This is a genomic window from Streptomyces sp. NPDC048671, assembly GCF_055587045.1.
In genome coordinates, this window is sequence record NZ_JBVJHB010000001.1 from 87,142 (window position 1) to 99,569 (window position 12,428).

General features: G+C 72.6%; 10 protein-coding genes. 4 read left to right on the top strand and 6 right to left on the bottom strand.

The window, feature by feature from the left end:
• Positions 1-235: 235 nt before the first annotated feature.
• Positions 236-1,468, top strand: coding sequence for an MFS transporter (locus ACZ6S6_RS00450; protein ID WP_362961803.1), 1,233 nt, complete (start codon positions 236-238; stop codon positions 1,466-1,468).
• Here ACZ6S6_RS00450 and ACZ6S6_RS00455 read toward each other — a convergent pair.
• Positions 1,451-2,629: a hypothetical protein gene (locus ACZ6S6_RS00455; RefSeq protein WP_469702652.1), complete on the bottom strand. Its 1,179-nt coding sequence runs from the start codon at positions 2,627-2,629 to the stop codon at positions 1,451-1,453. The two genes, ACZ6S6_RS00450 and ACZ6S6_RS00455, sit on opposite strands and share 18 nt — an antisense overlap.
• On the bottom strand, positions 2,626-3,594 hold the full coding sequence (locus ACZ6S6_RS00460; RefSeq protein ID WP_362961779.1) for a 5-dehydro-4-deoxyglucarate dehydratase: 969 nt from the start codon (positions 3,592-3,594) through the stop codon (positions 2,626-2,628). The genes ACZ6S6_RS00455 and ACZ6S6_RS00460 overlap by 4 nt, the downstream gene beginning before the upstream one ends.
• A gap of 681 nt (positions 3,595-4,275) precedes the next feature.
• On the opposite strand from ACZ6S6_RS00460, the gene ACZ6S6_RS00465 reads away from it, so the two are divergent.
• Positions 4,276-5,085 carry an NAD-dependent epimerase/dehydratase family protein gene (locus tag ACZ6S6_RS00465; protein ID WP_362961781.1) on the top strand — a complete coding sequence of 270 codons (810 nt, stop codon included), beginning with the start codon at positions 4,276-4,278 and terminating at the stop codon, positions 5,083-5,085.
• A gap of 122 nt (positions 5,086-5,207) precedes the next feature.
• Positions 5,208-6,425, top strand: a complete 1,218-nt coding sequence (locus ACZ6S6_RS00470) for a TerD family protein (protein ID WP_362961783.1) — start codon at positions 5,208-5,210, stop codon at positions 6,423-6,425.
• Positions 6,426-6,565: 140 nt separating this feature from the next.
• On the opposite strand, the gene ACZ6S6_RS00475 is transcribed toward ACZ6S6_RS00470, so the two are convergent.
• The 4 genes from ACZ6S6_RS00475 to ACZ6S6_RS00490 all read right to left on the bottom strand — a co-directional run bounded on the left by ACZ6S6_RS00475 (position 6,566) and on the right by ACZ6S6_RS00490 (position 11,161).
• Positions 6,566-6,796 carry a hypothetical protein gene (locus ACZ6S6_RS00475; RefSeq protein ID WP_037711258.1) on the bottom strand — a complete coding sequence of 77 codons (231 nt, stop codon included), beginning with the start codon at positions 6,794-6,796 and terminating at the stop codon, positions 6,566-6,568.
• A 322-nt stretch (positions 6,797-7,118) separates the two neighbouring features.
• Positions 7,119-8,597 (bottom strand): alkaline phosphatase PhoX, encoded by a 1,479-nt coding sequence (locus tag ACZ6S6_RS00480; RefSeq protein WP_469702655.1) that lies wholly within the window; start codon positions 8,595-8,597, stop codon positions 7,119-7,121.
• Positions 8,598-8,765: 168 nt separating this feature from the next.
• Positions 8,766-10,265, bottom strand: a complete 1,500-nt coding sequence (locus ACZ6S6_RS00485; protein WP_469702657.1) for a hypothetical protein — start codon at positions 10,263-10,265, stop codon at positions 8,766-8,768.
• 179 nt (positions 10,266-10,444) lie between these two features.
• Entirely contained in the window at positions 10,445-11,161 is a 717-nt protein-coding gene (locus tag ACZ6S6_RS00490) for an antibiotic biosynthesis monooxygenase (protein ID WP_469702659.1), read from the bottom strand.
• A 135-nt stretch (positions 11,162-11,296) separates the two neighbouring features.
• Here ACZ6S6_RS00490 and ACZ6S6_RS00495 point away from each other — a divergent pair, with 135 nt between their 5' ends.
• Positions 11,297-12,415, top strand: a complete 1,119-nt coding sequence (locus ACZ6S6_RS00495; RefSeq protein ID WP_469702661.1) for a lipid II:glycine glycyltransferase FemX — start codon at positions 11,297-11,299, stop codon at positions 12,413-12,415.
• Positions 12,416-12,428 lie beyond the last annotated feature (13 nt).

Genomic DNA, 12,428 nt, shown 5'->3' on the forward strand with positions numbered 1-12,428 from the left:
CGTCTCATATATGACGTACGAAGTACGACGCGATGAAGCTAGAGGCGCCAGGAATGTTTCGTCAACGCTTCTGACAGAAGAACTTCGCCGGACTACGACGTGTGCCGTACACGGATCACCGCGCCGGGCCGCCCCGCCGGGGGGCCTACGGCATCCTCCCGATGCCCCGCGAGGGCCTTGGCGGACAGCCTGACCGCACAACGCAAGCGCAGGTCAGGGAGGTTCGGTGGGCACGATGGCGGGGTCGGCGGCGGGGCGGGTACTGAGGGACCGGACGGCGGGGCTGTTCCTGGCGGCGGTCGTCGTCTCCGGGTTCGGCAGCTCGGCGATGTCACTGGCGGCCGGGATCTGGGTCAAGTCGCTGACGGGTTCGGACAGTCTGGCGGCGCTCGCCCTGTTCACCGTCTGGATGCCGGTGCTCTTCGGTCCGGTCCTCGGGGCGGTGGCCGACCGGTTGCCCAGGAAGCCGCTGCTGGTCTGGTCGAACGTCGTGATGGCCCTGCTGCTGACCGCCCTGACCGCGGTGGATTCGGCGGGGCGGATCTGGATCCTGTTCGCGGTGCTCGTGCTGTACGGGACGAGCTCCGTGCTGATGGACTCGGCGGAATCGGCGCTGGTCGGGCGAGCGGTGGACGCCCGACTGCTGGGCGACTTCAACGGGCTGCGGATGATGGCGAACGAGGGCATGAAGCTGGTGGCCCCGCTCACCGGCGCGGCACTGTACGCGCGCTTCGGCGGCGCCTCGGTGGCCCTGCTGGACGCGGCCTCCTTCGCGCTGGCCGCCGGGCTCTACGGACTGCTGCGGGTACGGCGGCCCGCCCCGGCGGTGACCGGGGACGGGACGGGCGGCTGGACCGCGGGGATGCGGCAGGTGTGGGGTTCGCCGGTGCTGCGTCCGCTGGTGCTCGCCGGATCGGTCACGATGCTGTGCGCCGGGCTCAACGGGGCGACGCTGTACGCCGTCGTGGACAGGACGCTGGGTCATTCCCCGGCGTACGCGGGGGTGCTCTCCGCGGTGCAGGGCGTCGGGTCCGTCGCCATCGGGCTGCTGGCCGGGCCGTTGCTGCGGCGGCTGCCGGAGCGGGTGTTCACGGCGGCGGGCATCGCCGTGTTCGGGCTGGCGGTGGGGCTGCGCGCGGTGCCGTACGACGCGGTGGCGCTGGTGGCGTGCGGGCTGATCGGGGCCGGGCTGCCGTGTGTGCTGATCGCCGCGATGACGGCGGGGCAGCGGGAGACGCCGGACGCGCTGCTGGGCCGGACGGCGGCGACCGCCAACACGCTGATGTTCGCGCCGAACGCGGTGGCACTGGCGCTCGGCGCGGGGCTGGTGGCGGTGGTGGACGTCCAGGTGCTGCTGCCGCTGGTGGGCACGTTGGCGCTGGCGGCCGCGCTGATCCTGGTCACGGGCCGGCGGGGGCGGCTGACGGACGCCCCCACCGGCCCGCTTCCGTCATCGGCCGAGGCGTGAGAGCGCTCCGGCGACGGCTCGAAGGTCCGGGCCGGAGGCCAGCCCCGCGTGGTAGAGCCGCAGTTCGTTCGCGCCGAGCGAGGCCGCGTGCCCCGCGTCGCGCTCCAGGGTGTCCGGGCTGCCGCCCATCCCCCGCACCACGGTGAGGTTGGCCGCGAGCACACCTTCACGGCCGGCGAACGGGCCGAGCACGGCCTCGCGCGCCGCGTCGCTGCCGGTGCAGGGCAGCACCACACCGTCCGCCACGGACAGGATGTGCTCCGGGTCGACGCCCACGTTCGCACCGGAGCGGTACGGCGCGGGGTCGGCGTGCAGCAGCACCTGGAAGTCCGGTGCGGCGGCCGCCCGCACCGCGGCGACCACCGACTCCTGGAGCCCGCGGGCCACTTCGGCACGCCACTGGAGGGTGGCGGCGGCCAGACCCGCGCCGAGGAGCTTCTCGACGCCGGACCAGCCGGTCTCCGGGGAGCCGGCACCCGACCAGGCCGGCTCCAGCGCCCGGCGTACCGCCCGGCCCAGATCGGCGGCGTCCAGCCCCTGACCCTCGTACCCGGTCCGGCAGTCGGGGCAGAAGCAGAGCGACATCAGGTACTGCGCCGCGTCACCGAGGCCGACGCCCGCGATCTTGTCGTGGGCGTGCAGATGCGCGAACCCGTACCAGCCGCAGGACTCCAGCTCCGTGCCGTGCGTACCGCCGCGCACCGCCGCCTCCACCGCCAGGTCCACCAGATGGGCGCGGACACCGGGCTGCGCGACGCAGGGGGCCCACGGGTAGCGGTCGCCGTAGGCGTTGACCACGCAGATGTCCGGGTGCTCGGCGCCCAGCCGGGAGTTGTGCGCGAGGACCACCCAGCTGTGCACCTGGAGACCCGCGCCTGCCAGGGCCTCGGCAGCCTCGGCGTAGGGGTCGTCCGAGGCCACCCAGGACTGCGCGCGGGGACGCAGCGCGCGCCCCGCCCACCGTGCGGGGTCCGGCGGGTAGAGCACCGCCGCGTGCTCGGCCGTGACGATGCGGTGGCCGGGGTGGCGCGGGGTCAGCGCCCGGGTGGAGTGGTAGGCGGAGGCGAGCGTCACCTGCTGGACGCCGAGGTCCGCGACGCGGGCGGCCGCGTCCGGGTCCCCGACGACGTCCCAGGGGTACAGGAAGGCGGAGGTCCTCACCCGCGCTCCCCGGCGTCGCCGCCGGCGCTCCGCTCCAGCAGCGCGCGGCCGCTCTCGATGATCCCGGTCAGCTCCTCGATGTGCGCGGCCGGCGGCTCGGTGAGCGGGCTGCGCACCTCGCCGACCTCCAGGCCCTGGAGCCGGACGGCCGCCTTGACCAGCGAGACCGCGTAGCCGCGGCCCTTGGCCCGCAGTTCGACGAGCGGCCGGTAGAAGTGGTCGAGCAGCCCGTTGACGAGGGCGTCGTCACCCGCTTCGAGGGCCCGGTAGAAGGCCAGCGCGATATCGGGCGCGAAGGCGAAGACCGCGGAGGAGTAGAGCTTGACGCCGATGCCCCGGTAGGCGAGACCGGTGAGCTCGGCGGTGGGCAGCCCGTTGAAGTACAGGAAGTCCCGGCCGGGCAGTCCGGTGCGCACGGCGCTGACGATGCGCTGCATCAGGTCGAGGTCGCCGTAGCCGTCCTTGAGGCCGATGATGCCCGGCGTCTGCGCCAGGGCGACCACGGTCTGCGGGGTGAAGACGGCGTTGTCGCGCTGGTAGACGATCGTCTCCAGGCCGGTGGCGGCGCCGAGTGCCGTGTAGTGGGCGAGCAGCCCCTCCTGGTCGGCCACGACCAGGTACGGCGGCATGGCGAGGAGCCCGTCCGCGCCCGCCTCCTCGGCGAGCTTCGCGAACTGGACGGCGAGGGCGGTGCCGTATCCGGCGCCCGCCACGACGGGCACCTGGCCGGCGGTCTCCTCGACGGCCGCGGCGACGACGAGGCGGAACTCCTCGGGCGTCAGGGCGTGGAACTCACCCGTCCCGCAGCAGGCGAAGACGGCCGCCGCACCGGCGTCGACGCCCTTGCGCACATGCGCGCGGAAGACGTCGAGGTCGACGGAGCCGTCGGGTCCGTAGGCGGTGACGGGGAAGAAGAGCGGCCCGGCGACAGCGGTGAGTCGGGCGGCGAGTGGGGCTGAGGTCACGGGCGCTCCCTGAGCGGGTTCAGGCGTGCACAATTCTGACTGGCGTCCATATTCATGAACGGTCCTTACGCTAAGGCAGTGGCTCGGCGCGGGTCAAGGTGGGTTGGCGCCCCGGTCCGGGCGCGGGGTTCCGTCCTCAATCGCCGGACGGGCTTGGTGTGTGCGGGTGCCCCCGCAGGGTGCGCTTTCCCGGTGGGTGGGGGTCCGATGCCCCTCCGGGGCGTCTCCTCAGACGACGAACGTGCGGCGGGTACGCAAACGGACCCGGGTATCTGTTCGTCGTCCTGCGGGGACTCCCCTGCACGGCCCCGGACCCGGCCGCCCCGCGTCTGCGGCAGCCATCGGGCCGGTGTGCAGACGCGAGTGATGCAGGGGTGGGGACGTGCAGGGGAGTCCCCGCAGGAAATGGCGTACGACCCGGGTCCCCCTCGGACCGGGGTGAACACGCCATTTTCGAGGAGACGCCCCGGAGGGGCACCACCCCCCACCCACCGGGAAAGCGCCCCTGCGGGGCACCCGCACAAACCAGCCCGTCCGGCGATTGAGGACGGAACCCCGCACCCCGGACCAGGGCAACCCCCCTTGACGCAACCCCACACCGCTCCATAACTTGTCCACGCATGTGAACCCCACCCAGGACCCGGCGAGCGCAGCCGCCCCCCGTTCCGAGGAGATCCACGTATGCCCGCCCCCCGCACCGTCCTGCTCACCGGCGCCGCCGGCGGCCTCGGCACCCTGATGCGCGGACTGCTGCCCGCCCACGGCTACGAGCTCCGCCTCCTCGACATGGTCCCCGTCGAGGGCGAGCCGGACGCGATCACCGCCGACCTCGGCGACAAGGAGGCGCTGCGCGAGGCCGTGCGGGGCGTCGACGCGATCATCCACCTCGCGGGGATCTCGCTGGAAGCCTCTTTCGACAAGATTCTCCGGGCGAACATCGAGGGCACGTACAACCTCTACGAGGCCGCGCTCGCGGAAGGCGTGCGGCGGATCGTCTTCGCCTCCTCCAACCACGCCGTCGGATTCACCCCCCGCCCGCTCCCCGGCGATCCGCTGATCCCGGTCGGGACCCCGCGCCGCCCGGACACCTTCTACGGCCTCTCCAAGTGCTTCGGTGAGGATCTCGCCCAGCTCTACTGGGACCGGCACGGACTGGAGACCGTCTCCGTGCGTATCGGCTCCTGCTTCCCGGAGCCGACATCCGTACGGATGCTCTCGGTCTGGATGAGCCCCGGCGACGGCGCCCGGCTCTTCGACGCCGCGCTCAGCGCCGAGAACGTGGGACACACCGTCGTCCACGGCTCGTCCGACAACACCCGGCTGTGGTGGGACCTCACCTCGGCGCGCGCGCTCGGCTACGAGCCGAGGGACGACTCGGAACCGTACGCGGCGAAGCTCATCGCCGAGCAGGGCGAACTCGACCCGGACAACCCGGACCACGCCCACCTCGGCGGCCACTTCTGCACCAACCCGCCGATCTGGCCGTACTGACCACCCCCCGGAAACCGCTGACATGAGCTGACATACCCGGACGGAACCGGCGCCGCCGCCGTACGGGCGAAGCCGCACAAAGGTAAGGGAACGGCAAAGCCGGGTCATTCGTTACCCCGTGCATGACCGATATGACACCCGGCTCGAACATCCCTCTCTCCGCCCCCCGAGTGGCGGTGGACGTCGCCGCTCCGGTGCGGCTCGACGTGTCGGGCCTGCTGCTCACCGCCGACGGCAAGGTGCGCTCCGACGACGACTTCATCTTCTACAACCAGCCCACGGGCGCCGGTGTGACCTACCGCTCCGGCGGCGGCACCGCTCCCGACGCCATCGTGGTCGACACCGCCGCCGTGCCGCCCGGCATCGAGAAGATCGTCGTCACCGCCAGCCCGGACGGAGCGGGTCAGACCTTCCAGGGCATCGAGCCCACCGCCACCGTGCGCAACGCGGACGACGGCAGTGCGCTCGCCACCTTCACCCCGCCCCAGCTGGGCGCCGAGACCGCGCTCGTGGTCATCGAGGTCTACCGGCGGGGCGGCGCCTGGAAGGCCCGCGCGGTCGGTCAGGGCTATGCCGACGGGCTGGCGGGCATCGCCACCGACTTCGGCGTCTCGGTCGAGGACGAGCCCGCCGCCGCGCCCGCACCGGTGGCGCCCCCGGTGACCGCCGCCGCCCCGGTGGACCCGAGGCTCTCCGCCCCGCCGGCGCCTGCCGCTCCGCCGGCCCCGCCCGCCGCCCCGCCGGCCCCGGCCCAGGCCCCCGGCCGGATCAACCTGGACAAGGGCCGGGTCAATCTGCAGAAGAACCAGACGGTGTCACTGGTCAAGGGCGGCCGGCCACTGCTCTCCCAGGTCAAGATGGGCCTCGGCTGGGAGCCCGCCTTCCGCGGCAAGGACATCGACCTGGACGCGTCGGTGATCGCCTACGGCCCGGACCGCAACCACCTGGACAGCTGCTACTTCGGCAAGCTCTCCATCCTGAACGGCGCCATCAAGCACTCGGGCGACAACCTCACGGGCGAGGGCGCCGGGGACGACGAGGTGATCGTCGTCGATCTGGGCCGGATCCCGGCGGAGGCGACCGGCCTGGTCTTCACGGTCAACTCGTTCACCGGCCAGAAGTTCACCGAGGTGGCGAAGGCCTACTGCCGGCTGATCGACGTGGCCACCGGCGACGAGCTGGTCCGCTTCGACCTGACGGGCGCCGAGCCGCAGACGGGCGTGATCATGGCCAAGCTGATCAAGCAGTTCTCCGGCGAGTGGGAGATGACCGCGGTGGGCGACTTCGTGAAGTCGCGCACGGTCCGGGGCATGGTGAAGCCCGCCGCCCAGTCGCTGTAGGCCGTGTCCCCGGTCCCGGTCGCTCCGGCGGCCGGTGGAACGGCTTCAGGGGCACCCGGCTGGTGGCGGGTGCCCCTGAAGGCCGTCAATGAGAGGGATACGGCGGACACGTCGGACGCGGCGCGTGCTCGTCGCTTCTCTCAGAGCTTGGTCAGCTTGGAGTACGGGCTCAGGATCCTCCCCTGTCGCCCCGAGAAGTCGATGAGCACTGCGTCGTTGTCGCCCTCGACAGCAAGGACTCGGCCGAGTCCGAACTGGTCGTGCGACACCCTGTCGCCCACATCGAACAATTCGACCGGTGGGGCCGCCTGGGCCGGGCGGTTGAAGGGACTGGAAGGCAGGTGACGCCGGGATCCGGCTGACTGTTTCATTACCTTGAGTATGCGCCCTGGAAACGCCCGACGCCATGCCCGACCGCTCCTGGGGCCCCACTGATGCCGGATTCGTAATCAGCGATTCCGCGGCCGGCCGGCCTCGCTTCCCGCTCCCGGCAAGGGCACCGCCCCGAAGCGCGGCGCCCGAAAGGACCCGGAGGTGTGGCGGTTATCGCTTTCCGACAGGGCGTGCCCGCCGCGGCGCAGCGGCCCCGTTCCGACGAGCCGCACCAGTCCGGTAGTCCCGGCCCGGCCACGCCACCACGCCCCCCTTCCGGGTGACATGGGCGCGACCCGCCCGGACCACTCGTACGGGTTACTACCCCCGTCGCGGCTGACGCTTCCACGGGCCGGTGATGGCCACCATGATCCCCGGCGTCTGGATGTTAGCGAACAGCGTCTTCCCGTCGGGCGAGAACGTGACTCCGGTGAACTCGCTGTACTCCGGGTCCTCCTCGGTTCCGGCGTTCAGCTCGTTGCGCGCGATGGGGTAGGTGCGGCCGCTCTCGGTGGCCCCGAACAGGTGCTGGACGCCCTCGCCGTCCTCCGCGATCACGAGGCCGCCGTACGGCGATACGGTGATGTTGTCCGGGCCGTCGAAGGCACCGTCCACGGAGGGGTCGGCGTTGACGCCGAGGAGCACCTTCAGCGTCAGTGTGCGGCGCTTCGGGTCGTAGAACCAGACCTGGCCGTCGTGCTGGAGCGGGCTCTCGTCACGGGCGAACGAGGAGACGATGTAGGCGCCGCCGTCGCCCCACCACATGCCTTCGAGCTTGCGGGCCCGGGTGACGTCCTTGTCGCCGAACTGCTTGCGCACCGAGACGGTCCGGGCGTCACGGTCCGGGACGTCGACCCAGTCCACGCCGTAGACCGTGCCGATCCTCGTGGCGCGCGAGAGGTCGTCGACGAACCCGCCGCTGTGATCGAAGCACTTGGTGGCCTGGAGGACGCCGGCGTCGGCGGCGAGCGTGCGCAGCTTGCCGTGGCCGTGCCTGAAGCCGTGCGGCGGGACCCAGCGGTAGAGCAGTCCGTTGGGGCCGGACGCGTCCTCGGTGAGGTAGGCGTGGCCCTGCTTGGGGTCGATGACGACGGCCTCGTGGGCGTACCGGCCGAACGCCTTGACCGGGCGCGGGTCGCGGTTGGCGCGCTTGTCGTACGGGTCGACCTCGAAGACGTAGCCGTGGTCCTTGAGCAGACCGTTCGTGCCGGCCCTGTCCTCGGTCTCCTCGCAGGTGAGCCAGGTGCCCCATGGGGTGGCGCCACCGGCGCAGTTGGTGGACGTGCCGGCGATGCCGACCCATTCGGCGGTGCGGCCGTCGCGGCGGGTCTCCACGACGGTGCAGCCGCCGCCCGCGACCGCGTCGTAGACGAGACCCTCGGTGAGCGGGACCGGGTGCTCCCAGTCGGTGCGGACGCCGGCCAGCTCGTGGTTGTTCACCAGCAGGGTGACGCCGCGGGCGCCCTCGAAGGCGGCCGTGCCGTCGTGGTTGGAGGGGGTGTACTCGCCGCTCTCCAGCTTGGTGACCCCGCTGTGGGTGATGACCTTGTACGAGAATCCGGCGGGCAGCGCGAGCATGCCCTTCGGGTCGGGGAGCAGCGCCCCGTATCCGGGCTCGCGACTGTGCCCGTGGCCGTGGCCGTGTCCGTCGTGGTCATGCCCGTGGCCGTGGCCGTGCTTCGAGTCCCCGGCGGCGAGGGCGCCGGGCGCGGTGGCCAGCGCGGCTACGGTTCCGGTGAGGGCGATGCCCGCACCGGTGAGGGCGGACTGTTTGCTGAATTCCCTGCGCGTGAAGGCCATCACGTACTCCTGGTGCGGCTGGGGCGGTTGTTGGCGGGATCACCGTCCCGCGCCGGCGCCAACACCAGCTGAACTGAGGACGACTTCCAGGGAATGCGTTACGTGAACTTCCCCGGCGGCGGGGCGGACCTGCCCCGCCGCCCCGCCGCCGCCCCGCCTCCGCCCTGCTCAGCCTGCCGAGCCGCTCCGGGACCGGGCCTTGAAGGCGGCCTTGCGGGCGTCCTTCGCCAGCTTCTTGTCGCTGTGCAGCCGGCCCATCGCCTCAAGGACGTCCGCCGTGGCCGGGTGGTCCACCCGCCACACCTCGTCGAAGAAGCCGCTGTGCTGGCCGGACAGCCCCTCGACCAGGCCCTGGAGCTCGTCCAGGTCGCCGTCCGCCTCCAGCTGCGCCGCGATCGTGTCGACGGCGAGCCAGAAGATCATCGACTCCGGCGGCGCGGGCACACCGGCGGCGCCCAGCTCCGCGAGCCAGACCCGGGCGAGGCCGCCCAGCTCCGCGTCGTCCAGCACGGCGCGCACGGCGGGCTCCGCCTCCGCGCCGACCAGGGCGAGCGCCTGCTGGCAGTGCAGCCGGCGCAGCGGTGCCTGCGGGTCCTCGCCGCGTGCCGCGTCCAGGAGCTCGCCGGCCGCCCCGCCGGCGCCGCGCCGGGCGAGCCACAGCTCGACCTCGCTGCGGGCCGCGTCCTCGGGGTAGTACGCGATGCCGCCGAGGAGCGCGTCGGCACCCTTGTCGAGGAGGTCGCCGATGGCGGGGGCCTCCACGCCCGCGTCCAGCATCCTGGCCCGGATGCCGTACAGGCCGAGCGGGGTCAGCTTCACCATCCCGTACCGGGTGACGTCGTCGTCGGCGGCGGGCGGGGTGGCGTCCTCGCCCTCCTCGGCCAGCAGCGCCTCGTCCACCGGCTGGTACTCGACGATGCCGATGGGCTCCAGGACCCGGAACTGGTCGTCGAGGCGCATCATCGCGTCCGACACCTGCTCCAGGATGTCGTCGGTGGGCTCGCCCATGTCGTCGGGCACGATCATCGACGCGGCGAGCGCGGGCAGCGGTACGGGCGCGTCGCCCGCGGCGCTGTCGGAGACGGTGAGCAGATAGAGGTTGCCGAGCACGCCGTCGAGGAATTCGGCCTCGGTCTCCGGGTCCCACTCCAGGGCGTCGAAGTCGATCGACCCGTCCTCGCCGACGAGGTCGGCGAAGTCGTCGAAGAAGGGGGCGATGGCATCGGCGTGGGCGGCCTCCAGGCCGTCGAGCCAGATCGCCAGGACGTCCTGCGGCGATCCGGCGGTCAGCAGCGCCAGGTTCTCGCCCGCGGTGACGGTGCCTTCCGCCTCTTCACCGAGGCCGTCCTCCGCGTCCGGCTCCGTTCCCGGCTCCGTCTCTTCGTCCGCCGGGTCCTCGACCTCGACGAGCCCGGTGTCGACCGCGAGCCGCCAGGCCTCGCTGGCCTCCGCCGCACCGTCCTCGTCCGCGGTGAGGCCGAGGTGCTCGGCCGCCGCGGGCAGCTGCGCTTCGACGAGCTCGCCGCCGGCGCCCACCCTGGTGCCGGGACCGGCCCAGCGGGCGAGCCGGACGGCGCGGGCGAGCAGCGGCGCGGCAAGCGCGTCCCGTGCCAGCTCGGCCTCGGTGTGCAGCCGCACCGGCGGCAGGGTGGGGCGCTCTGCGGACATCAGGGGGTTCTCCTAGGAACGTACGGGGCGCACGCGTCGCCGGGGCCATGGCTTCCGGGCGCGTACGGGGACAGGCGGCCCAAGCGTAGACGCATTTCGTCCCACGCCGCCCGGTACCCGGGCAGGTCCGCCGCCGCCCGCCCGCCGGGCCCCGGCGACGGGCGGCCGCACCCGCGCGGTCACCGCCCGCGGACCCCCGGTCGCAGACTGAGCGCGGGGGTGTAGCGGTGCACACCGCCGCCGGTAACCCCGGGGTAGTTCCGCACCCGTTCCCACTGCGGTGTCCGCGACCCGACCCCGTTGCCGGGAGCGGCCAGCGCGTCGATGTGGGCCTGTGCGCTCACCCATTCCGCGTAATTGAGCACCCGGGTTCCGTCGGTGCTCACGTGGAAGTGCCCGCCGATACCCCCCGGTGCGGGCGCCGGGTCCGTCCCCAGTGCCTCGAACACACCGTCCACCCAGTCGCGTTGGCGGGCCTTGTCCGCCCCCTCGAACTCCACGTCGACGATCACGACGCACCCCGGCTCCCGCCCCTCCGGACCGCCGAGCGAGGAGGAGCGGTAGAGCTCGTACGTGTGCGGTCCGATCCGCTCGATGCCGGGCACGGCCGCGTCGATGCCGGCGTTGCGCGCGTCCCGGCCGGCCCGGACGAAGGCCCGGTAGCTCTCCTCGTCCGGCCACTGCGAGTAGTGGAAGAGCGTCCTGCCGTCCTCCCCCGCGTGGACGGTGTACGAGAGCGGCCCCGGCCGCGGCCACTCCCGGCCGGCCCAGGCGTCCCGGATGGCCTCGACGGCCTGCCGCTGCCGCTCGGGGGTGCCGACGTCCCAGGTACTGGCCTTGACGATGCCCGCGTCCGCTCGGGTGAAATCGGGCCTGGACACGAATTCGACGCTCATGGCTGCTCCCCTCACCGGCGCTCCCCTGCGGTGCGCCCGTGACAGCCACCCTGTGACGTCAAGTGCGCTTGAGGTCAACTGCGGTCCGTGGTGTCGTCGTTAGGCTGACGAATCGGACAACGAACGGAGTACCGCATGTCGCTGCGGGTCGAGGCCATCACGCGCGAACAGCACCTGGCGTTTGTCGCGGAGCGGGGCTCCGCGAGCCATATGCAGGTCCCGTCGTGGGGCGAGGTGAAGCCGGACTGGCGAGCGGAGAGCATCGGCTGGTCCGAGGCCGGGCGGATCGTCGGCGCCGCGCTGGTCCTGTACCGGCCGATCCCCCGGGTGAAACGGTATCTGGCCTATCTGCCGGAGGGGCCGGTCATCCCGTGGCACGCGGGCGATCTGCGCCCCTGGCTGGATCCGCTGGTGGCCCATGTCAAGGCGCGGGGCGCGTTCACGGTACGGATGGGCCCGCCGGTGGTCGCCCGCCGCTGGGAGGCGCGGACCGTCAAGGACGCCATCCCCGATCCGGCCGCGCGCAGGCTGCGCGACGTCGAGCCGGACGTGAGCGAGCCGGGGGCCGACGAGCTGGTGGCCCAGCTGCGCCGGCTGGGCTGGCAGCAGGGCGAGGACGGGGGCACGGACGGCTTCAGCGCGGGACAGCCCCGGTACGTCTTCCAGGTACCGTTCGCCGGGCTGTCGCTGGAGGAGATCCGCGGCGGGCTGAACCAGCAGTGGCGGCGCAACATCAAGAAAGCGGAGAAGGCGGGCGTCAAGGTGGTCGAGGGCGACCACGACGACCTTCCGGCCTTCTACGAGCTGTACCGCGAGACGGCCGAGCGCGACCGTTTCATCCCCCGCCCGCTCGGCTACTTCCAGCGCATGTGGACCGCGCTGCGCGCCGAGGATCCCGGACGGATGCGGCTGTACCTCGCCCACCACGACGGGGAGGTGCTCTCCGCGGCGACGATGCTGACGGTCGGGACCCACGTCTGGTACTCCTACGGCGCCTCCACCAGCCGCCGGCGCGAGGTGCAGCCCAACAACGCGATCCAGTGGCGGATGATGAGCGACGCGCACGAGCGGGGCGCGAGCGTCTACGACCTGCGCGGCATCACCGACACCCTCGACGAGAGCAACCACCTGATGGGCCTGCTGCGCTTCAAGGCGGGCACCGGCGGCCGGGCCGCCGAGTACGTCGGCGAGTGGGACTACCCGGTCAACAAGCTGCTGCACAAGGCCTTCGGCCTGTACATGTCCCGCCGATGACGTCCGGGGCGGA

What these genes read in the sequence shown, in the direction of transcription:
- ACZ6S6_RS00495 (WP_469702661.1), top strand. Translation starts at nt 11,297, where the DNA reads ATGTCGCTGCGGGTCGAGGCCATCACGCGCGAACAGCACCTGGCGTTT.
- ACZ6S6_RS00475 (WP_037711258.1), bottom strand. Translation starts at nt 6,796, where the DNA reads ATGAAACAGTCAGCCGGATCCCGGCGTCACCTGCCTTCCAGTCCCTTC.
- ACZ6S6_RS00450 (WP_362961803.1), top strand. Translation starts at nt 236, where the DNA reads ATGGCGGGGTCGGCGGCGGGGCGGGTACTGAGGGACCGGACGGCGGGG.
- ACZ6S6_RS00485 (WP_469702657.1), bottom strand. Translation starts at nt 10,265, where the DNA reads ATGTCCGCAGAGCGCCCCACCCTGCCGCCGGTGCGGCTGCACACCGAG.
- ACZ6S6_RS00480 (WP_469702655.1), bottom strand. Translation starts at nt 8,597, where the DNA reads ATGGCCTTCACGCGCAGGGAATTCAGCAAACAGTCCGCCCTCACCGGT.
- ACZ6S6_RS00465 (WP_362961781.1), top strand. Translation starts at nt 4,276, where the DNA reads ATGCCCGCCCCCCGCACCGTCCTGCTCACCGGCGCCGCCGGCGGCCTC.
- ACZ6S6_RS00470 (WP_362961783.1), top strand. Translation starts at nt 5,208, where the DNA reads ATGACCGATATGACACCCGGCTCGAACATCCCTCTCTCCGCCCCCCGA.
- ACZ6S6_RS00490 (WP_469702659.1), bottom strand. Translation starts at nt 11,161, where the DNA reads ATGAGCGTCGAATTCGTGTCCAGGCCCGATTTCACCCGAGCGGACGCG.